Source organism: Chitinophaga sp. ARDCPP14, from assembly GCF_051362515.1.
In the GTDB taxonomy this organism is placed as follows: Bacteria; Bacteroidota; Bacteroidia; order Chitinophagales; family Chitinophagaceae; genus Chitinophaga.
The window spans coordinates 140,729-167,078 of record NZ_JBKIXB010000010.1 but is presented as its reverse complement, the minus strand read 5'-3'; the positions used below and the strand labels follow the sequence as shown (position 1 = coordinate 167,078).

The following is a 26,350-nucleotide window of genomic DNA, read 5'->3' as shown; positions in this document are numbered from 1 at the left end:
ATGTTCATCTTTAATTAAACATATGCAGATCCATAAACGCCCGCCTGCATCCATCCTGTTCATATTCGGAGGCAGTGGCGATTTAAACTACCGGAAACTAACGCCTGCGTTATATAATCTCTTTTTAGATGAGTGGATGCCTGAGCAATTTGCCATTGCAGGCTTAGGCCGCAGCCCATACAGCAACGAAGACTATAACAAACACCTGCTGGAAGGGATCAGTAAGTTTTCCCGTCGGAAGGGCGAGCAGAATGGTCACTGGAAAGATTTCAGTAATCATGTTACTTACCTGCAGATGGATGCAGAAGATCCTGCATCTTACAGCAAGATCACCGATTTTGTAACGCAGAAGGAAGAAGAGTGGAGCGTACATCCTACCGTTATCTTTTACCTGGCCGTAGCGCCACAGCTGGTGCCGAACATAGCCACCCGTTTGGGTGAGCTGAATCTTTGCTCCGATAAACACTGTACCCGCATTGTAGTAGAAAAACCATTCGGGCATGACCTGCAAAGCGCGCATGAACTGAATGAACTGCTGGCAAAGAAATTTACAGAAGAGCAGATCTATCGTATCGATCACTATCTCGGTAAAGAAACCATTCAGAATATCCTGGCTTTCCGCTTCGCAAACGCATTGTTTGAACCGGTGTGGAACCGCAATTACATCGACAATATCCAGATCACTGCTGCTGAAAGCGTGGGACTGGAAGGTCGTGGCGGTTACTACGAAAGGGCAGGCGCATTGCGCGATATGGTGCAGAACCATATCCTGCAGATCATGTGTATCCTGGCCATGGAAGCGCCGGTATCTTTTGATGCCAATGAAGTGCGAAACAAGAAAGTGGATGTACTTAACGCGATCCGCCGTATCACACCGGGTAAAGTGCATGAACATGCCGTACGCGGACAGTATTCTGCCGGCTGGATGAAAGGCAACAAAGTAGCCGGCTACCGCGAGGAAAAAGGTGTGGATCCCAAATCCAATATTGATACTTATGCGGCCGTTAAATTTTATATCGACAACTGGCGCTGGCAGGGCGTTCCGATCTATGTGCGGACGGGTAAATATCTCCACCAGAAAGCTACCAATATTATCATCACCTTTAAGGAAGCACCCCCTTATTCCTTCCCGATAGAAGCTGCGCAAACATGGCGCCCTAACAGGCTCACCATCAGCATTCAACCGGAAATGGATATACGGATCCGCTTCCAGGCAAAACGTCCCGGTCAAACCATGACGCTGGACCCGGTAGACATGACCTTTAACTATGATGCTGCCAATGGCGAGCATGCACCGGAAGCATATGAAACGCTGCTGCTGGATGTAATGGAAGGAGATGCTACCCTGTTCATGCGCGGCGACCAGGTAGATGCTGCCTGGAAAGTGATCATGCCCATCCTGGAAACATGGGAAAACCGCACGCCGCAGGACTTCCCGAACTATGCACCCGATTCATGGGGCCCCGACGATGCAGATGCACTCGTTGCCCGCGACGGTCATACCTGGATTAATTTACCTACTAAATAATAACTACGGACCATTTGTGAAAATGGTCCGTAACTTTTTTGTCTTATGGAACTACATATCGCAAAAGATCCTGCCCAGCTGAGTGAAAATGTAGCTGCATGGATCAGCAACTACATACTGGAAGTATTGCAAACACAGGAACGGTTTACATTTGTACTGTCCGGTGGTAATACGCCAAAGCAGCTATACAGCCTGCTGGCAAAAGCTCCTTACAACATGGTAATACCCTGGGAGAAAATACATTTTTTCTGGGGAGATGAAAGAGATGTGCCTTTTGAAGATGAACGCAATAATGCCCGCATGGCATTTGAATCATTACTGGATAAAGTAAGTGTAAACCCCGATAATATCCATGTAATGCGTACCGATATCGGCCCGGAAGAATCGGCTGCCGAATATGAAAAGATCCTGAAATCGTATTTCGGAAAAGATGATACCACGTTCGACCTGGTGCTGCTGGGCATGGGAGATGATGGACACACGCTGTCGTTGTTCCCCGGATTACCCATTGTGCACGAAAAGAAAGCCTGGGTAAAATCATTTTTCCTGGAAGCACAGGACATGTACCGCATTACCTTAACTGCACCGGTGGTGAATAAGGCTGCCTGTGTATTGTTTCTCACCACTGGCGCCAATAAAGCCATTACGCTGAAAAGTGTGATTGAAGGCACTTTCGATGCGGAGAAATATCCTTCCCAGCTCATCAGGCCGGAAGAAGGCGAGCTGCATTGGTTTGTGGACGAAGCCGCTGCCGGCGCAATGGAAATTTAACAAAACATAAAGCAATTGCGGTAAAGGCCCGGGCGGATTAAGAGATCCCTCCGGGCCTTCTGCTTTCTGCTTTCAGCTATTTTCTGTAGCTTGTGTATTGTAACAACGATGAGATTATGTTTGATAAGCCCATATTCGACGCACACCTGCATATCATTGATCACCGGTTCCCTTTGCAGCCAAACGAAGGCTTTTTGCCGTCGGAATTTTCAGTAGCCGACTACCAGCAACAGGTAGCGTCGCTGAACGTAGGCGGCGGCGCAGTGGTGTCCGGCTCTTTCCAGGGATTTGATCAGGGATACCTGCTGGAAGCATTGAAGCAGCTGGGCCCCGGTTATGTAGGCGTAACGCAGATACCTGCCGGTACCAGCGACGAAGAAATTATAGCCCTGCATGAAGCAGGTGTACGCGCCGTAAGATTTAATGTGCAGCGCGGCGGTTCCGAGAGTGTGAAACACCTCGAACGGCTGGCGTTACGTGTGTATGAACTCGTGAAATGGCATGTGGAGCTGTATGTGGATTCCCGGCAACTGCCCGGATTATCCACTACGTTGCATAAACTGCCTGCCGTGGTTATTGATCACCTGGGGTTATCAAAAGCCGGGTTCAAATATTTATTGCCATTGGTAGAAAAAGGAGCGAGGGTAAAAGCAACGGGTTTCAGTCGTTGTGATTTTGATGTGTTAACCGCCATGCGCCAGATTACAGCTATTAATGCCAGTGCTTTATTATTCGGCACCGATTTGCCTTCTACACGGGCGCCACGGCCATTTGCCGCCTCCGATCTGCAACTGATCCTCCAGAATTTCCCGGCAGATATTGCCGCCAAAATATGCAGGGAAAACGCCCTCGCGCTTTACCAGCCGCGGATTTTGTCTGGCTCAGGATTATGATGATGTTGGGGATTATATTTTTAAAAATATTTTGAGAGATAAAAAGATTCCGGCTTTTATTCCACAGGGAATAAAAGCCGGAATCTTTTTATACTATATCCACGTATCAATTCCCACGGTTTCCATTTCTTTTTTCAGATGTTCGGGCATTAGTCCGTTTAACAATGTACCCGGAGCTGCACTTGGGTATATGTCTTCAAAAGTTTTTACCTGGTTCATAAATACCCGGCGGAAAATATGCCGCCTGGTAATATGATGCGGATCTTTTAAACCGGCTGCCCCAGCGAGTTCTATGGCGCTTTCAATGGTATCGCGGTGATAGTTGGCTACGCGGTGTTTCTTGTCGTCTACCACCAGGCCGGCAGATAACCATTTGTCCTGTGTAGCCACGCCGGTAGGGCATTTATTGGTGTTGCATACCAACGCCTGAATACATCCAAGCGCCATCATCATGGCACGGGCACTGTTGCAGGTATCGGCGCCCAGGGCCATGGCCCGCAGCATGTGATAGCCGGTGAGTATTTTGCCGGAGGCAATGATTTTCATATGATGACGGATATTGAATCCGGTAAGGGTATCGTGTACAAAGGAAAGTCCATCCATCAGCGGCATGCCCACCGAGTTGGAAAATTCCGGTGGCGCGGCACCTGTACCGCCTTCACCACCATCTACAGTAATGAAATCGGGATAGATATCGGTTTCTATCATGGCCTTGCAGATGGCGTAGAATTCCCGTTGCTGGCCGATGCACAGTTTGAATCCAACCGGTTTACCCTTGCTGAGATCACGCAGGCGCTGGATAAACAGCATCATTTCGCGCGGACTGTTAAATGCTTTATGGTAAGGGGGAGAAAATACGGTGGTATGTGGTTTCACGTGACGGATGGCTGCAATTTCGGGCGTGTTTTTAGCAGCCGGTAATATGCCACCATGGCCCGGTTTGGCGCCCTGCGAAATTTTCAGTTCTATCATTTTGACTTGTGACAGCGCACTTTTTTCTGCAAACAAACTATCGGAGAAATTGCCGTCATCGTCGCGGCAACCGAAATAGCCGGTACCTATTTGCCATATGATATCGCCACCTTGTTTGAGATGTGCTTCACTGATACCTCCTTCGCCGGTGTTATGCGCGAAGTTCCCTATTTTGGCGCCGCCATTTAAAGCCTGTACAGCGTTGTTACTGAGCGATCCATAGCTCATGGCGCTTACGTTGAGGATGCTGCCGGAATAAGGCTGTTTACAGTCTTTCCCGCCAAAGATTACACGCGGGTCCTTCTCCAGGTGATCAAAATTTTGCGGCTGAATAGAATGGGCCATCCATTCATATCCTTCCGCGTATACATTAAACTGGGTACCAAATGGCTGGGAGTCCAGTTCCCGCTTGGCGCGCTGGTAAATAGTAGAGCGGTCTACCCGGTTAATCGGGCTGCCATCAATATCGCTTTCCACAAAATACTGGTAAATTTTTGGCCGTAATGCCTCCATCCAGTAACGCATCCGCCCCACTACCGGGTAATTGCGGATGATGGCGTGTTTGGTTTGCAACAAGTCAAGGACACCCATCACAATAATGGGCAATACCAGCACCAGTAACCAGAAAACCCACGGGAAAAATAAACCCAAAACAACGATAACACCTAAACTAACACCTGAAAATCCAATAAATGCTTTGACCATAGACTGTAATTTTTGATTTTTTGATGCTCCTAACCACAGGAGATTGCCGAATACTTCCTTCGCTATTGTTCTTATAAATCTACTTAACGTATAGCAGATAAATTTGTTAAATCTTCGCGAAGGTTGTCTTTCTCAGGATTACGCTGATTACATTGATTTTGGGGATTTTGTTTTTTTGATTTTATAAAGGATTTTGGGAGACGGCAGCGGAGATATACGTTTTAGGATTTAATTTTCTTATATTTTTTAAAAAAGGTAAGGAACGACAAAAACAAAATATCCGCTGCTGTCTTCCCAAATCTTTTAAAATCAAAAACAAAATCAAAAACAAAATCAAAAAAAACAAAATCCCAAAAATCAATGTAATCAGCGTAATCCTGAGAAAGACAACCTTCGCTAAAATCCGCGCAGTTTTTAAATTTATTTATTATCTTTCAAAATAAGCCAATCTTCAATCAATCCACCAAATGAAAAGATACATTCATCCTGGTAAGTTGGTAGCAACTTTCCTGTTCTTATTTAGTACTGTAGCGGCTGTCCGGGCGCAACAAGCCACCCCCTATGATGCTGCCCGGCTGAAAACCAGCTGGGAAGTGGTAGAAAACCATTACCAGGGCCGCGATAATTTCCAGTCGGCCTTCACCTTTGTGAATACGGCCGTTAAGCCGTTTCCTGCCAAAGGATGGCAGTTGTATTTCAATTTTATCAGGATGGTTGCTCCCGGGGAATTACCGGGGCATGTGAAAGTGGAGCATATTAACGGTGACCTGTACCGGTTTACACCGGCGGATGGTTTTACCGGTATCGCTCCCGGCGACTCCCTGAAACTCGCTATTACCGGCGATGCCTGGGCCGTGAATTTTACGGATGCGCCCACCGGGTTGTACCTGGTATGGGACGAACAGCCGGAAAAAGGCTTCTCAATCAAGGATTATAGTATCCGCCCTTCTACTACCGCAAAGCAATTGATGCGTTATCCCGGTGATAAAACTGCAGTAGTAACGCCAACGGATATATTTAAACAGAATGCTGCAGTAAAGGATATTCCCGTATCACAGCTGCCGCTGGTGTTCCCGACGCCGAAGTCTTACACTGCCACCGGTAAAGGCCTGGTGCTGGATGCATTCCCGGAAGTAAAAGCCGATCCGCAGTTGTCTGCCAGCGCGGCAATGCTGGATGCAGAGTTGCTAACGTTGCTGGGTAAACGAAAAAAAGGAACGGCAGTTATCAGCCTGGTTTATGACGCTGCTATCACCGCTCCGGAAGGTTACCGTTTGAAAGTGGCGCCGGAAGGAATTACCATTACTGCCGGCACTGAAGCAGGCGCCTTCTATGCTATCCAATCTTTAAAAACACTGGTTCCGCCAACGGCGTTTGCCGGCAATCAGAAAGCCATTACCATACCGGGTGTGGAGGTTACAGATGAGCCACGCTTTGGTTACCGCGCTTTCATGATAGATGTGGCCCGTAACTTTCATAACAAGCGCGATATGCTACGCATCATCGACCTGATGGCGCTGTATAAATTAAACGTGTTGCACTTTCATTTCAGCGATGATGAAGGCTGGCGCCTGGAAATCCCTTCCCTGCCGGAACTTACTTCCGTAGGCGCTAAGCGCGGCCATAGCAGCGACTGGAAAAATATGCTGCCGCCGTCTTATGGCTCCGGTCCCGATACCACCAACACTGCAGGTAGTGGTTATTTCTCACGCAACGATTTTATAGAAATCCTCCGCTATGCAACGGCAAGGCATATACGCGTTTTACCTGAAATAGAAAGCCCCGGCCATGCCCGCGCTGCGGTGAAAGCCATGGAATCCCGCTACTACCGCCTGAAAGCGGCTGGTCGCGACCAGGAAGCCAATGAATACCTGCTGACCGATTTGCAGGATAAATCTGAATACCACTCTGTTCAGTATTGGAACGACAACGTGATGAACGTAGCGCTGCCTTCTACTTACCACTTCCTCGATAAAGTGGTGGAAGAAATCCAGTCGATGTATAAAGAAGCCGGCGCTCCGCTGGAATCAGTGCATATGGGCGGCGATGAAGTGCCAGGCGGCGTATTTGAAAAATCGCCTGCCTGTATCGCGTTGATGCAGCAGGATAAATCACTGAAAGATGTAAATGATCTCTGGTATTATTACTACCGCAAGGTGAATGAGCTGCTGAAGGCCCGTGGATTATCTGTAGCAGGATGGGAAGAAGCCGGGATGCGTAAAACAACGGTCGGTGGCGAATCACAGAGCATTCCTAACCCCGATTTTGTAAACGATCATTTCCAGCTGAATGTATGGAACAACGTGATCGGCGGCGGACAGGAAGATTTATCCTACCGCCTGGCAAATGCCGGGTATAAAGTCATCCTGTCTGGTGTAAGCAATTTTTATTTTGATATGGCTTACATGAAATCTTTTGATGAACCCGGATTTTACTGGGGTGGATTTGTAGACGTGGATAAGCCGTTTTATTTTATTCCGTTCGACTACTACAAGAACTCAAAAGTAGATGGCAGGGGCAACCCGGTTACACCGGAGTTGTTTGTAGGTAAGGACCGGTTAACAGGTTTTGGTGCTTCCAATATCCCAGGTATCCAGGGATTGCTGTGGAGTGAAACGGTAACCAGCTCTGACCGTATGGAATATATGATGTTGCCAAAACTACTTGGGCTTGCAGAACGTGCGTGGGCGCAGGATCCGGAGTGGGCTACCGAAAAGGATTCCGCTAAAGCCGATGCATTGTATGCACAGGCATGGAGTGTATTCAGCAATGTAATGGGTAAGCGTGAAATGCCGCGCCTGGATTATTATGAAGGGGGTTTCAACTGGCGCATCCCAACCGCGGGCGCGAAAGTAGAAAATGGCGTGCTGAGTGCAAACATCCAGATGCCGGGTTTAGTGATCCGGTATACTACTAACGGCGACGAGCCTACGTTGAAGAGCCCGGTGTATACTACCCCGGTAGCTGCAGGCGGTAAAACGGTGAAGCTGAAGGTATTCAGCCCTAAAGGCCGCAGCAGCAGGACTACTACCGTAAAAGTGCCGGTAGCCGATACGCAGATGAAGAATAATAAATTATAATTTTCCGGAAGAAAGAAAGACGGTGAGCAACGGGATCTTCCTGTTGCTTACCGTTTTTATTTACGGGTTATTATCCGGAAATCATCTTTCAAAAAAGATAACGGCAGGACAAGTTAAATCCGCTGCATTTACCCTTCATCCATTTTCTTGCTTCTCCTTTTGCAATTTTTGTATTTTGTTCGTTAAACCCATATCAACCTGATGTTTCGCATAATTCCACTTATTATTAGCTGTTGTATTGTTGGATGCGCTGTGTTTGCACAAAAGAAAAATGATGCTTATCAATTGCAGATCCGCAAAGCGGTGTCGCCTGTTAAGATAGATGGTGTAGCAGATGAAGCAGCGTGGCTGGAGGCGGATATTGCCACCGGTTTTCACATGGTGCTGCCAATGGATACCAGTGCAGCCCGGTTGCGTACAGATGTGCGGATGACCTACGACGACAAGAACCTTTACCTCATAGTAGAAAACTACACGACAGGCGACGGGCCTTATATGGTGGAATCATTGAGACGCGATTTTGCTTTTCTGAAGAATGATAACTTCCTTTTATTCATGGACCCGTTTGATGATCAGACCAACGGCTTTTCATTCGGCGCCAATGCAGCCGGTGCGCAATGGGACGGTTTGATGTATGATGGCGGAAAGGTGGACCTGAGCTGGGATAATAAGTGGACATCGGTAGTAAAGAACTACCCGGATAAATGGGTTTTTGAAGCTGCGATACCGTTTAAAACCATCCGGTATAAAAAAGGAATTACCCGGTGGGGTATTAACTTCAGTAGGAACGATCTGAAAACAACAGAGAAATCGGCATGGGCGCCGGTGCCACGGCAGTTTCCCACTGCCTCGCTGGCGTATACAGGCAACCTGGTATGGGATGCTGCTCCACCTGCTGCGGGCGCAAATGTGTCGCTGATTCCTTACCTGCTGGGAGGCATGTTAAAGGATTATGATAAGGCTACTCCCACCAAATACCGGCGGGATGCAGGTTTAGATGCCAAAGTAGCGGTTACTTCCTCGCTGAACCTCGACCTCACAGTGAACCCGGATTTCTCGCAGGTAGATGTGGATAAACAGGTGACCAACCTGGATCGTTTTGAATTGTTTTACCCGGAGAAGCGGCAGTTCTTTCTCGAAAACGGAGACCAGTTTTCAAATTTCGGGTATTCCACGATCCGTCCTTTTTTCTCGAGGCGTATTGGTCTTGGTGGCGTGCCAATCCGTTTTGGCGCCAGGCTGAGTGGTAAACTGAATAAAGACTGGCGCTTAGGGGTAATGAATATGCAAACCGGGAAGCAGGAGGAAACCGGGTTGCCGGCCCAAAACTTTACGGTGGCGGCTTTACAGCGCCGGGTGTTTTCCCGCTCCAACCTGGGTTTTATTTTTATCAATAAGGAGTCGGTAAACTATGATCCGGCTAAAGTAACGGATAAGCCAATTTACAACCGGTATAACCGGAACATGGGGCTGGAGTATAACCTGGCTTCCTCCAACAATTTCTGGACGGGCAAGGCCATGTTGCTGAAGTCGTATACCCCCAATAAAACCGGTCATGATGTGGCGCATGCCGCTAATCTGCAGTATACCAGCAAGCAATGGAACATTGGGTGGCAGCATGAGTATGTGGGACGTAATTACAATGCGGAGGTGGGATATGTGCCCCGCCAGGGATATATAAAAGTGGCGCCGCAGGTTACCCGCCTGTTCTTTCCCTTATCGGGTGCGGTGTTGAGTCATGGGCCGCAGGTAACCAGTACCTGGTTTTTTGACGAAGCGCATATGCGCCGTACTGATAACGAAACCATGCTAAACTATGGCATTGTGTTCCGGAAGCGAAACACGCTCAATATCTGGGCGTCCAACACTTATATCAAACTGCTGCAGCCTTTTGACCCTACCAATACCGGTAAAGATAGCCTGGTGAACGGGAGTCAGCATAACTGGAACACTGTGGGCGCTGATTACGTGTCAAAGCCACAGAGTTTGTTTACCTATTCGTTATCGGCCCGCTATGGAGGTTATTATGCAGATGGCAGCCGGTTAATGACCAATACGGAACTGGGATATCGCTTCCAGCCGTATGTGAGCATTGCATTAAGCGCTAACTATAACAATATCAACCTGCCAAAGCCCTGGGGCAATAATTCTTTCTGGCTGGTAGGCCCGCGGTTGGATGTTACAATGACAAACACCCTTTTCTTTACCGGGTTTATGCAATACAATGGCCAGCAGAAGAATATGAACCTGAATACCCGCTTCCAATGGCGCTACCGGCCTGCATCCGATCTTTTTATAGTGTATACCGACAATTATCTCCCGGAGCCATTTTATGTGAGAAACCGTGCTTTGGTGCTGAAGCTGGTGTATTGGTTTAATCTCTAAAAATCCGTTTTCGTATTAACAGTTAAGATTCGATTAACACTTTACCGTTTTATACCCGTTATCATTGCACCACAAGTTCGGCGTAATAGAACGGGTATGCCCGTTAAGATATATATAAAGTTTTCATTTACTATCGTTGTGAATATTATCTCCCTGTAGTTTTTACTACGGGGATTTTCACCATTTAAAATCTAATTATGAACCGTCCTCCTATGATGATGCAGCTGCTGCGTATCAGCTGTATTTTTTTGATGCTGGCAGGAACAGCTGCAGCACAACAATCCGCCGCGGTGATTACGGGCAGGGTAGTGGACCATCCTGTGCAAAAGGTGTCGTTATCTTACTGGTATGATCCGGGAATTTCCCCGGCAGTTACGCAGGATACTTTGCTAAAATCTGATTCTTTTTATTTCCGTATATCCGTTCCGGCAGGAAGGGTAATATTTTTTTATGCAGATGCGGGTAGTGGATATAATTTTTATGGGATGATCCGCGGCGGGGATAGCCTGCAGATGGTGATGCAGGACGACAGCATCCGGTTTGGCGGCAGCGGTGCAGTGTTGAACAGGGCTGTTTATACTGCTAAGCGGGAGCAGTCTGCCGTGCAGCTTCCTGTATTGCCTGATGCGTTCCGGCTGGCAGCGGCGTGGCGGCAGCGGTTGCAGGCGGCAGACAAGGTACTGGCGGTTTACCGCGACAGCATAAATACTGCCACGTGGGCGCTGGTAAGATCGCATGTATTAGCGGAAGCCGCCGCGGGGCTGGTGAGTACTGTATGGAAAGTGGCCGTAGCGCCGGATAGTACGCTGGAAGAAAGACAAGTGCTTTTTTATAAGGATAATATATTGCCTGCATTACCGGAGATCATTCTTTCAGATACAACGGTGACGTCTATACGTTATTTGAATTATCTGTTGCAAAAAGCGGAAGCAGATTATTTTATTCAGCATCGTTATGAATGTAATAACAGGGCGATCTATGAATGGCTTAAAACGCATTACAGTGGCCGGTTACGCGACAGGTTGCTGGCGCATTCGCTGATGTTGGGTTTTGCTGCCGGCAATTCGCCGGAAGAACAGGAATGGTGTGTGCGTGATTACCTGGAGCTGGTGCAGGATGAAGCATGTAAGCAGGCCATCGCAAAGCTTTACGGTCGTTCGAGGAAGGGTATCAGCAGAGGTGTGACAGCGCCGGTATTCAGTTTTCCCGATGCGCAGGGAAACCTGGTGAGCCTGAGGCAATTCAGCGGAAAGGTAGTACTGCTGCATTTCTACAGTGGGAAAGATCCGCTGCTGCCTGCACTTACAGAAATAAAAAATTGCTTTGATGATAGCGTTACGTTTGTGAACATCTGCTGCGATGGCAATGCTGTAAGGGGTTTGCCGGGATGGATATGGCAGCTGGATGAACAGCACCGCGACGTACTTACGCAATACAACATCAGTAAATATCCTTCGTTTATCATTGTTGGAAAGAATGGAAAAGTATATGCTATAAAGCCTCCGGATCCCGCAGTAGACCGCGGTACAGCGCTTACCAACATTATCTATGAAGCATTATTGCAGTGAGTTTTTTTCAGGGTAATAGCCAATAAAACCAAGGTAGCAACGTTTAGTAAAAGTACGCAGCTTATCCGCATCAGCGCCATTGTTCCGCAGCTAAAATTTCGAAAACCCATTTAAACCAGATTGTTAATATTTACGTTTAAATATATATATGATAATGCTGGTTTAATAAAGACACAAATCGTATATTCAGTAAATAACCGTTAAGACCCCTCTATGCCACATGCCAAAGCGTTATTTTGACAGACTACAGACCATTGATTACCTCATTAGGATCAAAGGGACCGGTAAGCCCGCTCAGTTAGCCAAGCGGCTTCGTATTTCCGAAAGAACACTCTATGAATTCCTCAAAATGATGAAGGAGTTAGGTGCTCCCATTGAGTACGACCGGTACAAAGAAAGTTACTTCTACTCAGAAAAAGGCGGCTTCAACGTCAGGTTCTCAAAAAACCTGATCGCCGTGAGTACGATGTTTCTTTTATGCTTCCTTATTTGGTGAACATGGTCCGCGCACTGACCAGTTAACCGGCCTCCCTGTTAGCTCTCCCTGCGCCCGCGCTGCCCTTTCAGGGCCTTAGATCTGTTGCACAGCTGTAAGGCAGCTGTTCCAGGATCTTTTATGTAATCTTCCTTAACTGGTGGACAGGGAAAGTATTGTCTTTCTGGACAGTAGCTTGATCTGTCCACCTTCTTTTTCCAAAATCCTTAACATTCGATTAACTATTGCTACCCGGAATAGCTTCAATTTTACGACTGAAATTATTGTCAGCTTTTTAATAAGAATTTACTGTGAAGAATAGTTTTTTTCATAACGCGGTTTAGATTAGATTTTAGATTATACGCGGGTTTCTGTTCAGTCACCTGCCCTACTTAAATCCTCTCTTTCCGTGGCAACTGACTGGAGTAAATTTACGTACCCATATTTGAACAAATCAGCTCTATGGTACTAAACTGTATTATTTTGGGTAATAACCCGGAGGGATTTGAAGAGCTGGAGAATTATTTGTCTGCTATTCCCTATGTTTACCTGGTTTGCAGAAGCCAAACGATGGCGGAAGCACGTTTTTGGCTGGAAACACAAACCATTCATGTACTGATAGCAGGAGAATATGATGATCCGCTTTCCCTTCCAATGACCATAACAGGCATATTGCCCGTTTTAATGATGACGTATAACGATACGCCACCCGGAGGATTCGATTTCCTCCCGGCAGCACTCCTGCAACTGCCCTTTACTGCCGAAACGTTAAATAATGTGTTCTCTAAAATTTATAAGACCATAGAAATGGACGCAATTACCAGCCCCACCAAATATTCAGCGGATTATTTCACGCTGAAAACACAGCACAGTTTTGAGAAAGTATTTTATGATGATCTGCAATATGTAGAAGTAATGGATGATCATATCATGCTTCATCTCCGCGATCAGAAAATGGTGACCACCGAAAAACTCGACTGGATCATTTCACAGCTGCCGGCAAATGCTTTTATGCGGGTGCATCACTGGTTCGTGATAGGATTCCGCCATATCACAGCACTGGCAGACGATCATGTAATGATTGGGGACGCCAGGATTACCCTGACAAAAGAAGTAAGAAAGGAACTGGCTAAAAGATACCAGCTGCCTATGGAGTAGCGCCTGTATGCAGCGCCGCCAGTATCTTACCCGCCACGCCGCCCGCATCTTCATCATAAGCATGCCCGCCGGGCAGGATCATTTTTTCATACCGGACATTCAGGGCTGACAGGTTGAAGTCTTTTTCCTCTGCACCAAATACCAATAGCAAAGGTTTGTTGGTAATTTTGTTGATCTCCCCGGGAACACTCATTCCCTTATTGCCGGATCTACCCAGCATATCAGAAAGATGCACTTCGAGATCGGTATAAAGAGATGGCGACAAAAATACCAGGTGCTTTACTTGTGCCGCCACTTCCGGTGGTAAACCGGTGTAAATGAACGGCAGTACATCTGCCCCCAGCGAATATCCGACCAGCACTACCCCGTGGTTCCCGCCCCACTGCGACTGATAATACGTAATCAATGATGCTATATCCTTTGCCGCCTGCTGTGGCGATTTTTTACTCCAGAAATATTTTAATGCATTCAATGCTACTACCGGGTAGTTCTGCTGATGAAATGATTCAATTACATTTGCGGAAAATTTCTTCATGCCACCGTCACCGGTTATATACACAATCAATGGTGCAGTATTGCCTGCGGGAGGCGCTTTAATAACCACCGGCAGGTTATTAATCCCGCTTTGTGCGTTTGACGGAAACGTTGTGAAAAATAGACAAAAGCTGAGCAGCATGGCTGCATGGAATAACTTACTCATATACCAGATTAACGCCTCCTGTAAAACAAAATCCGTTCCGCTATTGTTCGCCGGCCTCAGGGCTGCATTACTTTACTGAGGGCAGAAGGTAATTGTATCAAATCGAAATCATGTCCATATACCAGGTATTTGTTAGTCCATTCGGTGGCATATTTTTCTTTAAACTCACGCAACCCCTGGTAGTGACGGAAAAACCGCAGCTTCTCGTATGCATACTTCACCATTTTTTCCGCAGTATTTTCCGGTTGGATAATGCCGGACATCGGTACCATTCCCAGGTTCAGGTAGTGCAACTCTTTTTGCTGCGCATCCTGGATCAACGCAATGATCAGCGCATCCATCACTCCGCCCGGCGCGTCGGCACGTTTGCGGATCAGGTCATAAGTGCATTCCCCGGGGGCATAGTCAGGAATAATATTGAGGAACGCCGCTACTTTCCCTTCTGCATCGGTTACGGTAATGATATCCTGGTTACGGATCACGTCTTCATCAAATAAGCCCTGCGAAAAAGTGAGTTCCTTTACTTCATACTGGTGAAGCCATTCATCGCTCACCGCTTTTAAATCCTGCAGCATAGCAGTCGTTTGAGGCGCGGCATGGAAGGTAGTTACATAACCTTTATTGGCGAGGCTGTTCAAACCGTTACGCAGTGATTTTTTGTCTTTGCCGCTCAGCGTGAAGTCCCTGATATCCATAATCGCTTCCTGGCCTATCAGCATTTTTTTCTTTTTAAGATGACTGAAATAGTAGGTACTATCTTCATCCACCCGGTAGAAAGCAGGCCGGAGGCCCATCTTACGGCATTGTTGTTCAAATTCTTCCAAAACCAGCAGCTTATTATCTTCGCTGCACACCGGTTCTTCCAGTACAATAGCAAAGCTGCCCGCTATCCGGTAAGCGATAAAGCCTTCATATTGCTCAGACATAAACAACAGTTTGTCCTGGCCTATTTTGAAATAATCCATCGGGGAGTCGCCGTACTGGCTCAGGTAAAACCGTGCTTTCTCCAGGCTGGTATTCGTTTGCTGGGTAACATGCAGGTAAGGCCGTATAATCGTATAAAACAGGAAGGCCCATGCACTTACGCCTAATACACGGATCGCCGACATAAATTCTTTCCCGAACCGGGTAACGGGTTGCAGTCCGTCATCTTCCAGCAACATAAAACAATGGAAAGCATGGCGGATAGATTGCTGCCAGGTGAAATCGATCCCGAAATGTCTTACATCTAAAAAATAAAAACCAACGGTACCAAAAATGAGGACGACAAACAGTGTAGCCAATGCCGTTACCACGCCGATATTTACCAGCTGGGGATTACTTTTTACCCGGTATTGCCGCGAAGTGATAAGTAATATCACACTAGTAACCAGCGCCAGTGAAGCTTCTTCATAATCCAGCGCCTTTCCGATATGACCAAATACCGACAACAGGGAAACTGCCAGCGCCACAATCCACGCGCTGCGCAGACCCCGGAACAAAAAGGTGGCCGTTACCAGCAACACCAGGCCCAGGAACACCACCAGTAAGTTAGTAGCGTGAATAGACGTTCCGGGAATATAAGCCCGCAGCAAATGAATACGGTTAGCCAGGGGAGGAGTAAGCACCGAAAAGATGTTCACCATACCCAACAGGAAGATCAGGATAGGTGGGAGTAGCCGTAATACCAATTCCCTGCCTTTCAGGGCAAAGGCGATCATGCCCGCAACCAACGGCAGCCAGAACTCAAACAGCCGGAATAATAAAGTGATTTCCAGTGCCTCCAGTGTACTGAATCCATAATTGCTGAGGATATAAGCCAGCGATAGTTCGATGGCGCCCAATCCGCGGAGAAAAGGGGAAATAATTAGGAAAATAGTGGCTACAATATAGCCTACGCAGGCCGCTTCCAGCGACGGGGTAACACCCACTGCCAGCATGCTCAGGTAAAGATGCCCTATGCCCGCTATTTCTATCAGCGCCGAGGCGAGTACCGTATTCATGAAAGAGGGTACCGACAATTGAAAGGTAAATATTTCATCTGCCTGCCGGGCTGCTCCCGGAAAATATTTCACCAGCCACTGGTAGGCTTTGCCTTTCAATTGCATGGAACGTACCAGCCATACTACGCCGAGCAGCAGCGCACAAATGGCGATGAGTCCCCACAAAGCATCTTTCATGGTGGCGGCATGAAACATCGCATAAGCAACAACCGGAATACCCACCAGGAAAACAGACAGGATGCCTACAAATCCATAGATGCCGGAGGCCTGGTGGATTTGTTGCTTATGCAAGCCGGTGCGGCGTAAGCTCTGTGGCAGATAGGCCAGTGAGCTGATACCGCCTGCCGGGAGAAATACGGATAGAAGATTGCGCTTCAGGAATAATTCGGTACTCCGGCCTGCATCCAGTTTGGCGCCTACCGCTCGGAAACTGAATACATACATGCCTGCCTGTAATAAAATATAGGCGATAGTTACTACTACTCCCAGCACCACCCAACCTCTCTGGGCCTTTTCAATAGCAGGGATCAGGGAGTATAATTCATGACGCTGTGACCGGAAGAAATAAATAGCCAGTAATATGAATAACACGGCCAGTAGCTCTTTGAGGTGGAGCTTACGTAAAAACGCTGCAGTAAAAAATTTCTTTTTCAAAGGTTCGTGGGTTTCGTTAGGTCTGTTGTTCGCAATGACCACAAAGGTATACCAACTTTTAAACGAATCTTTTAGGCTACGGGGAGTTTAAGGCTATTTTAATCTGCCAGGTGTTGGGGTTGTTGCAGGATATAAAGCAACTCCCGGCTGTTTTGCCGGGAGTTGCGGTTGTATGAATTGTTGAGTGTTGTTTTAGTGTTCCTCCAGGTTATAGGGAACTACCAGTACGGGAATGCGGGAATGGCGGATTATATATTCCGCATTGCTGCCCAGCAGCATATGATCCAGGCCGGTCCGGCCATGAGTGCCTACCACCAGCATAGTGGCATTGCTGTCATGTGCCTGTACCAGGGTTTCATTTTTAGGGTTGCCGGTACCTACTACAATGCTGATGTTCTGCTTATCCGGGTAAAGCTGTTTGTAAGCCTCCAGTCTTTCCTCCACTTCACGGATACGGGCCGGAATATCGTCGGTAAACACGGGGCCGCCTTCCGGCAGGCCGATGCCAATGCCTATTTCTACCACGGAAAAGAGGGTAACGGAAGCATTCATTTTATCGGCCAGTTCAAGGCCGGTCCTGATCAGGCTTTCTGAAAAGCTGCTCAGGTCTACTGCGATCATGATGTCTGACATATGCAGGTGGATTAATTTGTGAATATTTATTCATTTATCATTATGCTTTCAGGGCATCCCAACATAGGTCGAACGTACTGTTGATCCGGCTTCTGTTAAGGGTAATGCTGCTGTAATGCGTTTGTTTTACCAGTTCATTCATAGCGCCCATCATAAAGGTGAGCAAAAGTCCAATATCTGTTTGCTTGATAAGTTGTTCTTTCTGGCCTCTTTCCATCAATGCGTAGAAGGGGGCCGACAGCTGTTGCGCTTTTTCTCGCGTACCGGCAGTAATAAAAGGGGAGTGATAGCATTGCTCCATGAAAATCACTTCTTCAAAGTGCTGCAGCTTATAGCGCAGGATATTCAACCATATATTTTTGAACCCTGGTTTGAAGGGGAGCTGCGGGTTATAGCCTTTAAAAGATACCTGTACCGAGTTTTCCCGGCAGGCAGCAAATAAGGCGTTGATCAGTTCATCTTTCCCTTTGAAGTAAACATACAGGGTGCCGGTGGCAATGCCGGCCTCCCTGGAGATGTCGCCCATGGTAATGCCGGATAATCCCTTTTTGGCCACCAGCTTGAGGGCCGATTGAAAAATCTGGGCTACTTTTTTATCATCTTTCAGTTTCACATTACAAAGATAAGCGAATAAATATTCATTTTCAAGATCAAAAAAGCCTCCGCAGTGGAAACCGCAGAGGCGCTGTAGCTAGATGATGATTAAATCAAAAACCCATTGATCGTCAGACCGGTGGGTGATTGTTTAACACAGGAAAATCCCCGTCGGCCTGAAAAGGCCAACAGGTACTGCTGAGATATTTGTTAGTTGTATGCATTTCAGTTATCAGACTGAACATAACGATAAAACAATATTAGCCGGACTGGGTGTGCAGAGCGTTAATTAAACCTAAACAAGAATTGAAATAACGGGGAGAAAGGGCAAAAAAGAAACCCTTGCTGATGACCACAGCAAGGGTTTAAAAAAAACATTCACATGGCACCTGCGGCATTGCGTCAGATGCTGATAACACATTTATAGCCTGCTATTAAGCTAAATAAGATGATTGCTGAATTTGGAAAGTTACCAATTTGCTTAGTGGATTGTAACTTGTCGAACCCGAAATTAGATATTACTATCCGGAATAATCGTTAACCGTTGGTTAATGACGCGAAGCGCCCGCCTCCCTCCGCTGATTGTAGCATTTTCCCTTTCCCTGATACCATTTTCCACGCATTTGCATATACCGCAGGATATGTATATTTTTTACGGATTGTACTACTAAACTTAGCTATATGTTCCACCGGATTCCAACGTTATTACTATTCCTGTGCCTGCTCACTTCGCTAAAAGGGAATGCCCAGGACATGCCGGATATGTGGAACAAAGATGCCGTAGCCAATAAGCTCCATCCCGGGCTGAAATGGTTCAGCGAAGCTAAGTTCGGGCTGTTCATTCACTGGGGACTTTATTCTAAACTCGGTGGCCGCTGGAACGACAGCAGCTACTACGGCAGCGGCGAATGGATCATGAACCGCGCAAAAGCCCCGGCTGCTGAATATGCCAAAGTAGCACAAACATTCAACCCCACCGGGTTTAACGCAGAAGAATGGGCAGAAACAGCCAGGCAGTCGGGGATTAAGTATATGGTGATCACCGCCAAACACCACGAAGGCTTCAGCATGTACGATTCCAAAGTAACTGACTTTGATATCGTTGACGCTTCTCCCTATAAAAAAGATCCGATGAAGGCGCTCTCCGACGCCTGCCGCACAAAAGGCATACACTTCGGATTTTATTACTCCCAGTTCCTCGACTGGCACGAACCTAACGGCGGCGGAAATAACTGGGATTTTAAAAATAAAGAGAAAGATTACCAGCAATACTACCACACCAAATCAATCCCGCAGCTGAAGGAACTGTTAACCAACTACGGTCCGCTTGGCCTCGTTTGGTTTGATATGCCCGGCGGCTTAACCGCAGCACAAACCAAACAGATGATCGACAGTCTCCGGCTATTGCAGCCAGGCTGCCTGTTCAGCAGCCGCGTAGGACATGATCTTGGCGACTACCGCGATTTTGGCGATTCTGAAGTACCCCCGGTTCCCATCCCGGGCGCCTGGGAATCTATTTATACCCACAACGACTCCTGGGGCTATATCCGGCACGACCTGAACTTTAAATCACCAACGGAAATCATCCGGCTCCTGGGCAATGTAGCCTCCAAAGGAGGAAACCTGATGCTGAATGTTGGTCCCGACGGCAATGGCCAATGGCCTGCCTATTCCATAGCATACCTGAAAGCCACCGGTAAATGGCTGCAAACCTATGGAGAAAGCATTTATGGCACCATCTGGGGACTGATCCCGGCACAGCCCTGGGGCGTAACCACCAGTAAACCAGGAAAGTTATTCCTGCATATCTGGCAAATGCCAGCCAACAGGCAGTTACGGGTACCCGGACTCACAGCAAAAATTAAATCGGTAAAAATCCTGGGTACTAAAGACCAGCTTGCGTGGAAACAGCTGCCGGAAGAAACCGTTATCCAGCTGCCGGTAACATTGCCGGATACCCGAAGTACCGTGATTGAAGTGGTGTATACCGGGCAGCAAACAGATTTATCACAGCTGCGCACACAAACCGTGAGCAGCGAATATGCGCAGGCGGAAATACCCGCTGTATGGGCCGTTTTCAACGGCGCTGCCAAAAGCAAACTCTTTACGTATTCCCATTACTTCGGCGACTGGAAACATGATAACTGTATCACCGGTATGGTAACTCCCGATGACGCGATTGTATTTCCACTGGAAGTACAGGACGCAGGCGACTATAAAATTATACTGGATTACGCCTGCGAACCGGGAAGCGCCTCGCAGCAGGGACTGGTAACCCTTGGCGGGCAACAACTGCCCTTCCTCACACTGGTAACCGGCAGCTACGACAGCCACAAACCCATGAACTTTATTCAACACGCAGTTGGCATTATACATATTGATAAGGCGGGCAAACAAAACCTGACAGTGAAACCGGTTTCCGGAAATAAAAATGAATTATGCTGGTTGCGGAAAGTGATCCTGCAGCCAGTGAAATAATAATTTATCAGAGAACAAGAACATGAAAAGAACACACCTCCTGTTTGGACTGGTTACCAGTCTTTATTCCGGTATAGCGATCGCACAGGTGAAAGCCCCTGCGCCCGACTGGCTCATCAGCCACCAGTCGTATATCGCCACGGTAACGGAAAAGGAAAAGGAAATTACACTCAGCAATGGTTTGCTGAGCCGGAGTTTTCGTATAGCCCCTAACGTAATCTGCACCGATTACCGTAACCTGGTCAGCGGTGAACAGCTGCTGCGTGCCATTAAGCCCGAAGCCAGGCTTACTATTAACGGGCACGACTATATGATTGGCGGCGCCCGGGGCCAAAAGCAACAGGCATATCTGCTTCCTGCGTGGCTGGATAACCTGAAAGCCGGGTCAACAGATTTTATTTACAGTGGCCACCAGGTAACCGCCATCTCTCCCTATTTAAAATGGCAGGCAAAAGGCTGGTGCAGCAATCCAAAGCAGCCCTCCGGCAAAGAGCTTACCTTCTCGTATGAGGCGCAGGCGCCTGAACTGAAAGGCATCAGCGTTAAAGTGCACTACGATATTTTTGACGGGATCCCGCTCCTCTCGAAATGGCTGGAAATAACCAACAAGAGCGGACAACCCATAAAGCTGCAACAGGTAGTGAATGAAATACTGGCAACGCCGGAAGAGGAATCTGCGGTAGTAGGCAGCGTGAATAAAATGCAGGTACCGCACGGAATTTATATCGAAAGTAATTACGCTTTCAATAATGCCATGAAGGCAAATCTCAGCGATCAGACCACCCACTGGAAAGCCGACAGCACCTACACTTCCCAGGTAAACTACGACCTGCAAACGCCCTGCGTACTGGAAGTATACCCAAGTGTGCCGGTAGGCATCACCTTAGCCGCCGGTGAACATTTTGAATCGATCCGTACCTACGAACTGTTGTTTGACGGATACGACCGCGAAAGAAATGGATTGGCTAAGAGAAGATTTTACCGCACCATCGCACCGTGGACCACCGAAAATCCTATTTTCATGCACCTGGTAAGTACCGACCCCGTGAAAGTAAAAGCGATCATTGACCAATGCGCCGCAACCGGCTATGAAGGCGTGATCCTCAGCTTTGGCAGTGGTTTGAATATGGAAGATACAGGCGCTGCCAACATCGCTAAATTCAAAGCGCTGGCGGATTATGCACATAGTAAAAAGGTGCTGCTGGGCGGTTACTCCCTGTTTTCGAGCAGGCGTATCAGTGAGGAAGATGATGTGATTAACCCGGCAACCGGTAAAACAGGCGGTGCATTTTTTGGGAATGCTCCCTGTATGGGCAGCAAATGGGGTCTGAGTTATCTGCAGAAGATTAAAAGTTTTATCAGCGCTACCGGCTTCGATATTTTTGAAAATGATGGTCCTTACCCCGGAGATGTTTGCGCCTCCACAACGCATCCCGGCCACACCGGGCTGGAAGATTCCCAGTGGAAGCAAATGCAGTTACAGAAAGGGCTTTATCACTGGCTCAACGAAAAAGGGGTGTATGTAAATGCCCCCGATTGGTACTTCCTGGATGGTACCAACAAAATAGCATTGGGCTACCGCGAAGTAAATTTTTCCCTGCCACGCGCAGAACAACTGATCCTGAACAGGCAGAATATTTTTGATGGCACCTGGGAGAAAACCCCTTCTATGAGCTGGGGCTTTGTACCGCTCAGCGAATACCAGGGCGGCGGTGCAGCTGCTACCCTTGAACCGCTGAAAGATCACCTGGACGCCTACGACCAGCTGATGGCACAGTATTACGGCGCCGGAGTACAGGCCTGCTACCGTGGTCCGCGTTTATACGACACCGATAGCACCAAAGCAGTGGTAAAGAACATGGTCAACTGGTATAAAAAGTACCGCGACATTCTCAATACGGATATCATTCACCTGCGCAGGGCTGATGGCCGCGACTGGGACGGGATTATGCATATAAGCGCCCAATTGCCGCAAAAGGCCCTGGCGATGCTGTACAATCCAACACAACAGGCCATTACCCGTGAAGTGGCGCTGCCGCTGTATTACAGCGGGCTCAAACAAAGCGTGCGTATCCGGGAAAAAGAAGGACCGCTAAAAACGTATACCCTTGACCGTAGTTACCGCGCTCATGTGAAAGTAACCATCCCCGCAAATGGCTACACCTGGCTGGTAGCCGAGTAACCTTGTATCAAACCGAATGTATAATTTATTAGTTATGAAGAAACTATCACTTTGTATTCTCACTTTCCTGGTATTCCTGTCGGCAGTTAACGCACAGGAAAAGAAAATATTCAACGAAACAGATGCACAGAAAGAACAACGGCTGGCCTGGTGGGTGAACGACCGCTTCGGCATGTTTATTCACTGGGGACTGTATTCCATGCCTTCCCGGCACGAATGGGTAAAAAGTAACGAGCATATTACCGACAGTGCCTACCAGAAATATTTCGACCTCTATAACCCGGACCTCTACAATCCACGCGAATGGGCGCGGCAGGCGAAAGCGGCAGGTATGAAGTATGCAGTGATCACCACCAAGCACCATGAAGGCTTCTGTTTATTTGATTCTAAATACACCGATTACAAAGCGCCTAACACGGCAGCTAAAAGGGATCTGATCAAGGAATGGGTAGACGCTTTCCGGGCAGAAGGATTAAAAGTAGGGTTTTATTATTCGCTGATCGACTGGCATCATCCGGATTATACCATCGACCGTGTGCACCCGCAGCGTCCTTCCGATCCGAAGGATTATGAGCAGCTGAATAAGGGCCGCGATATGGAAAAATACCGTACTTACCTGAAGAACCAGGTAAAGGAACTTATGACCAACTACGGTAAAATTGACATCCTCTGGACCGACTTTTCTTTTCCGGGTGAACATGGAAAAGATCATAACGACTGGAATTCGCTGGATCTTATTAAAATGATCCGCAAGCTGCAACCAGGCATTATCATCAACGACCGCCTGGACCTTGGAGAATATGAAGACGGCGGCGATTTTGCCACACCGGAGCAATACAAAGTATCCGAATGGCCTACCCGTAATGGCAAGCGCATTCATTGGGAAACTTGCCAGACTTTTTCCGGTTCGTGGGGATATTACCGTGATGAAACTTCCTGGAAAGATAACAAGCAGTTACTGGTGTTGCTGATTGAATCGGTGAGTAAGGGCGGTAACCTGTTGCTAAACGTAGGACCTACCTCCCGCGGTACTTTTGATGCCCGCGCACAGGACAGGCTGAAAGGAATGGGTGAGTGGATGCAGGTGAATGGCCGTTCCATTTACGGCTGCACCGAAGCACCAGCGGAGTTCAAGCGCCCTGATAACAGTTTGCTGACTTACAATCCAACCACCAAACGTTTGTATGTGCATTTGCTCGACTACCCATTACAGCGTTTCGAACTGCCGGGCATGAAAGGCAAAGTAAAATACGCGCAGCTACTAAACGATGGCTCCGAAGTGAAAATGCGTGGCACCGACAAAGGCGACCTTGCCCTGGAACTACCGGTGCGCAAACCTGACGTGGAGATCCCGGTGATAGAACTGATTTTGCAATGAGCGAGTTTTGTCTTGAGCGCTGATTACGCTGATTATAATGATTTAGGGGATTGACCTTTGGGATTTTATTATGATTAGGGGAGATAGAAGCGATTGATCTTTTGAGATTTTTATTGTTATTTTTGTTATGATTAAGGGAGATATAGGCGGATCTATTCGCTTATATCTCCCTTAATCTTTAATACATCTTATGATAACAAATCGCTTATATATTCTCTAATCTTATAAAAATCCAAAAGATCAATCGCTTCTATCTCCCCTAATCATAATAAAATCCCAAAGGTCAATCCCCTAAATCATTATAATCAGCGTAATCAGCGCTCAAGACAAAACTCGCTAAGACAAATTTTTCTAGGAAATCCGCGGAAGATGTATATTTTTATACTCACCATTATTTATTGTTAAACGTCCCGGATGAAAAGAGCTTTTTTTTGCCTGAGCACATTCATATTGGCGGCTGTATCATTCAGCTTTAGGGAACTGCCGCCGGTGGCAAAAAAGCCGAATATTGTGATCATCTTCATGGATGACATGGGTTATGGTGACCTTGAATGTTTTGCCGGTACTCCCTGGCACACTCCCAATATCAACCGTATGGCCGCTCAGGGCATGCGTTTCACTTATTTTTATGCAGCGCAGGCAGTTTGTTCTGCATCGAGGGCAGGATTGCTGACCGGCTGTTATCCTAACAGGGTAGGCATTAATGGCGCTTTGTCGCCGGCATCGCCTATTGCGCTGGACACCGCCGAACAAACCATTGCATCTGTTTTAAAAGCACGGGGTTACCGCACCGGGATGGTAGGTAAGTGGCACCTGGGAAGCAGGGAACCATGGTTGCCTTTACAGCATGGTTTTGATGAGTACCTCGGACTGCCTTATTCCAATGATATGTGGCCGGTACATTATGATGGAAAGCCTTATTCCGATACCTCTACGCATCCGCGGAGAAAGTATCCGCCACTGCCGCTGATAGAAGGTAATAAGCCACTCAGATATATTAAAACACTGGAAGATCAGTCGCAACTCACTACGCTTTATACAGAAAGGGCCTGCCGTTTTATAAAGAATAACCGGCAGCAACCATTTTTTCTTTACCTGGCGCACAGTATGCCACATGTGCCTATTGCGGTGTCAGAGAAGTATAAAGGAAAAAGTAAGGATGGGCTTTTTGGAGATGTGATAGCAGAAATAGATTGGTCTGTTGGCCAGGTATTAAAAACGTTGGAGGAGAATGGTTTGTCTGATAACACCCTGGTGATTTTTACCAGCGATAATGGTCCCTGGTTATCTTATGGTAACCATGCCGGAAATACCGGTGGCCTGCGCGAAGGTAAAGGTACTTCCTGGGAAGGTGGCACGAGGGTACCGTGTATCATGCGCTGGCCGGGGAAGATTCCTGCCGGTACTGTTTGCAACAAAATGGCTGCTACCATTGATCTGCTTCCTACAGTGGCCAATTTATGCGGGGCTGCATTGCCAGTCCGGAAAATTGACGGAGTGGATATGAAGTCATTATTATTTAATGAGCCGGAAGCAAACCCGCGGGATGAGCTGGCCGTATATTACCAGGTGAATAGTTTGGAGGCCATCAGGAAAGGGCCGTGGAAACTGATGCTCCCGCATAGAAGCAGAACGTATAAATTAAACCTGCCGGGATATGATGGTTTTCCCGGTGCGCAGCCGGAAGTAGACGTCCCTATGGCATTGTATGACATGCGGTGTGACCCGGGTGAAACATTGGATGTGCAACAGCAGTTTCCGGAGGTGGTGAAATCCCTGCAGGCGATAGCAGAAAAGTACCGGTCGACGCTTGGCGACGACCTTACCGGGGCTAAGGGAACTGAGCGGAGACCCGCAGGAAAAGTACAACCATAATATATATACCAAAGTATAATTTGTTTTAAATGATAGAAGTCCTGACTTTTAAGTAGTTGATTAGTAAGTAATTGTATCCAGGTTAATCCTTTAATAAACTGTCAGATACCACGTTATATTTTCATTTTATTGCTAATATAAAATGAATTGTATATTAATATTTATTGAAAAACCATATATGTATCCGATTGACTACTGCATGTAATTGTTTCAAATTTGCGACGGGTATGGGAACCGTGTGATTCTTTCCATTTATAATTTATCAACCATACCAGCTTCCGGAAAACCTGCAGTTATTAATGGAATATTTCATATGAATATACATAACCCAAAAGGAAT

Annotated in this window: 16 protein-coding genes; 11 read left to right on the top strand and 5 right to left on the bottom strand. The window is 47.3% G+C overall.

Translation table 11 applies throughout. The features are described 5' to 3' along the window. Positions 1-22 precede the first annotated feature (22 nt). From zwf to ACLHR0_RS24760, 3 genes are all read left to right on the top strand, one after another. Entirely contained in the window at positions 23-1,528 is a 1,506-nt protein-coding gene (gene zwf, locus ACLHR0_RS24770) for a glucose-6-phosphate dehydrogenase (protein WP_436490228.1), read from the top strand. 45 nt (positions 1,529-1,573) lie between these two features. Then, positions 1,574-2,299, top strand: a complete 726-nt coding sequence (pgl, locus tag ACLHR0_RS24765; RefSeq protein WP_429051447.1) for a 6-phosphogluconolactonase — start codon at positions 1,574-1,576, stop codon at positions 2,297-2,299. A gap of 116 nt (positions 2,300-2,415) precedes the next feature. Beyond that, the gene (locus ACLHR0_RS24760; RefSeq protein ID WP_436490226.1) at positions 2,416-3,192 is read left to right on the top strand and encodes an amidohydrolase family protein; all 777 of its coding nucleotides are present in this window, start codon (positions 2,416-2,418) and stop codon (positions 3,190-3,192) included. A 93-nt stretch (positions 3,193-3,285) separates the two neighbouring features. Here the strand turns inward: ACLHR0_RS24760 and ACLHR0_RS24755 are convergent, their stop codons facing one another. Continuing rightward, complete coding sequence (locus ACLHR0_RS24755; RefSeq protein ID WP_429051443.1) at positions 3,286-4,869, bottom strand: FMN-binding glutamate synthase family protein; 1,584 nt, start codon at positions 4,867-4,869, stop codon at positions 3,286-3,288. A gap of 467 nt (positions 4,870-5,336) precedes the next feature. On the opposite strand from ACLHR0_RS24755, the gene ACLHR0_RS24750 reads away from it, so the two are divergent. The 4 genes from ACLHR0_RS24750 to ACLHR0_RS24735 all read left to right on the top strand — a co-directional run bounded on the left by ACLHR0_RS24750 (position 5,337) and on the right by ACLHR0_RS24735 (position 13,535). Then, positions 5,337-7,949 carry a family 20 glycosylhydrolase gene (locus tag ACLHR0_RS24750; protein WP_436490223.1) on the top strand — a complete coding sequence of 871 codons (2,613 nt, stop codon included), beginning with the start codon at positions 5,337-5,339 and terminating at the stop codon, positions 7,947-7,949. Positions 7,950-8,150: 201 nt separating this feature from the next. Continuing rightward, positions 8,151-10,334: a DUF5916 domain-containing protein gene (locus ACLHR0_RS24745; RefSeq protein WP_436490221.1), complete on the top strand. Its 2,184-nt coding sequence runs from the start codon at positions 8,151-8,153 to the stop codon at positions 10,332-10,334. 197 nt (positions 10,335-10,531) lie between these two features. Beyond that, entirely contained in the window at positions 10,532-11,902 is a 1,371-nt protein-coding gene (locus tag ACLHR0_RS24740) for a TlpA family protein disulfide reductase (protein WP_436490219.1), read from the top strand. 937 nt (positions 11,903-12,839) lie between these two features. Next, positions 12,840-13,535, top strand: coding sequence for a LytR/AlgR family response regulator transcription factor (locus ACLHR0_RS24735; RefSeq protein ID WP_436490217.1), 696 nt, complete (start codon positions 12,840-12,842; stop codon positions 13,533-13,535). On the opposite strand, the gene ACLHR0_RS24730 is transcribed toward ACLHR0_RS24735, so the two are convergent. From ACLHR0_RS24730 to ACLHR0_RS24715, 4 genes are all read right to left on the bottom strand, one after another. Continuing rightward, complete coding sequence (locus ACLHR0_RS24730) at positions 13,525-14,235, bottom strand: AcvB/VirJ family lysyl-phosphatidylglycerol hydrolase (RefSeq protein ID WP_429062817.1); 711 nt, start codon at positions 14,233-14,235, stop codon at positions 13,525-13,527. The genes ACLHR0_RS24735 and ACLHR0_RS24730 overlap by 11 nt on opposite strands. Positions 14,236-14,291: 56 nt before the next feature. Beyond that, positions 14,292-16,871 carry a phosphatidylglycerol lysyltransferase domain-containing protein gene (locus ACLHR0_RS24725; RefSeq protein WP_436490215.1) on the bottom strand — a complete coding sequence of 860 codons (2,580 nt, stop codon included), beginning with the start codon at positions 16,869-16,871 and terminating at the stop codon, positions 14,292-14,294. Between the two features lie 192 nt (positions 16,872-17,063). Next, positions 17,064-17,504, bottom strand: a complete 441-nt coding sequence (locus tag ACLHR0_RS24720; protein ID WP_370912573.1) for a universal stress protein — start codon at positions 17,502-17,504, stop codon at positions 17,064-17,066. Positions 17,505-17,544: 40 nt separating this feature from the next. Beyond that, positions 17,545-18,117, bottom strand: a complete 573-nt coding sequence (locus tag ACLHR0_RS24715) for a TetR/AcrR family transcriptional regulator (protein WP_370912572.1) — start codon at positions 18,115-18,117, stop codon at positions 17,545-17,547. Positions 18,118-18,779: 662 nt separating this feature from the next. Between ACLHR0_RS24715 and ACLHR0_RS24710 the strand changes: the two genes are divergently transcribed. The 4 genes from ACLHR0_RS24710 to ACLHR0_RS24695 all read left to right on the top strand — a co-directional run bounded on the left by ACLHR0_RS24710 (position 18,780) and on the right by ACLHR0_RS24695 (position 26,011). After that, positions 18,780-20,576 carry an alpha-L-fucosidase gene (locus ACLHR0_RS24710; RefSeq protein WP_436490212.1) on the top strand — a complete coding sequence of 599 codons (1,797 nt, stop codon included), beginning with the start codon at positions 18,780-18,782 and terminating at the stop codon, positions 20,574-20,576. A 22-nt stretch (positions 20,577-20,598) separates the two neighbouring features. Continuing rightward, entirely contained in the window at positions 20,599-22,758 is a 2,160-nt protein-coding gene (locus tag ACLHR0_RS24705; RefSeq protein ID WP_436490210.1) for an alpha-galactosidase, read from the top strand. Between the two features lie 34 nt (positions 22,759-22,792). Continuing rightward, a complete protein-coding gene (locus ACLHR0_RS24700) occupies positions 22,793-24,136 on the top strand; it encodes an alpha-L-fucosidase (protein ID WP_420990598.1) in 1,344 nt (447 codons plus the stop codon). Between the two features lie 414 nt (positions 24,137-24,550). Next, positions 24,551-26,011 carry a sulfatase family protein gene (locus ACLHR0_RS24695; RefSeq protein WP_436490208.1) on the top strand — a complete coding sequence of 487 codons (1,461 nt, stop codon included), beginning with the start codon at positions 24,551-24,553 and terminating at the stop codon, positions 26,009-26,011. The last annotated feature ends 339 nt before the right edge of the window (positions 26,012-26,350 follow it).

What these genes read in the sequence shown, in the direction of transcription:
- ACLHR0_RS24740 (WP_436490219.1), top strand. Translation starts at nt 10,532, where the DNA reads ATGAACCGTCCTCCTATGATGATGCAGCTGCTGCGTATCAGCTGTATT.
- ACLHR0_RS24760 (WP_436490226.1), top strand. Translation starts at nt 2,416, where the DNA reads ATGTTTGATAAGCCCATATTCGACGCACACCTGCATATCATTGATCAC.
- ACLHR0_RS24755 (WP_429051443.1), bottom strand. Translation starts at nt 4,869, where the DNA reads ATGGTCAAAGCATTTATTGGATTTTCAGGTGTTAGTTTAGGTGTTATC.
- ACLHR0_RS24700 (WP_420990598.1), top strand. Translation starts at nt 22,793, where the DNA reads ATGAAGAAACTATCACTTTGTATTCTCACTTTCCTGGTATTCCTGTCG.
- ACLHR0_RS24705 (WP_436490210.1), top strand. Translation starts at nt 20,599, where the DNA reads ATGAAAAGAACACACCTCCTGTTTGGACTGGTTACCAGTCTTTATTCC.
- ACLHR0_RS24720 (WP_370912573.1), bottom strand. Translation starts at nt 17,504, where the DNA reads ATGTCAGACATCATGATCGCAGTAGACCTGAGCAGCTTTTCAGAAAGC.
- ACLHR0_RS24730 (WP_429062817.1), bottom strand. Translation starts at nt 14,235, where the DNA reads ATGAGTAAGTTATTCCATGCAGCCATGCTGCTCAGCTTTTGTCTATTT.
- ACLHR0_RS24735 (WP_436490217.1), top strand. Translation starts at nt 12,840, where the DNA reads ATGGTACTAAACTGTATTATTTTGGGTAATAACCCGGAGGGATTTGAA.
- ACLHR0_RS24745 (WP_436490221.1), top strand. Translation starts at nt 8,151, where the DNA reads ATGTTTCGCATAATTCCACTTATTATTAGCTGTTGTATTGTTGGATGC.
- ACLHR0_RS24750 (WP_436490223.1), top strand. Translation starts at nt 5,337, where the DNA reads ATGAAAAGATACATTCATCCTGGTAAGTTGGTAGCAACTTTCCTGTTC.
- ACLHR0_RS24695 (WP_436490208.1), top strand. Translation starts at nt 24,551, where the DNA reads ATGAAAAGAGCTTTTTTTTGCCTGAGCACATTCATATTGGCGGCTGTA.
- pgl (WP_429051447.1), top strand. Translation starts at nt 1,574, where the DNA reads ATGGAACTACATATCGCAAAAGATCCTGCCCAGCTGAGTGAAAATGTA.
- ACLHR0_RS24710 (WP_436490212.1), top strand. Translation starts at nt 18,780, where the DNA reads ATGTTCCACCGGATTCCAACGTTATTACTATTCCTGTGCCTGCTCACT.
- zwf (WP_436490228.1), top strand. Translation starts at nt 23, where the DNA reads ATGCAGATCCATAAACGCCCGCCTGCATCCATCCTGTTCATATTCGGA.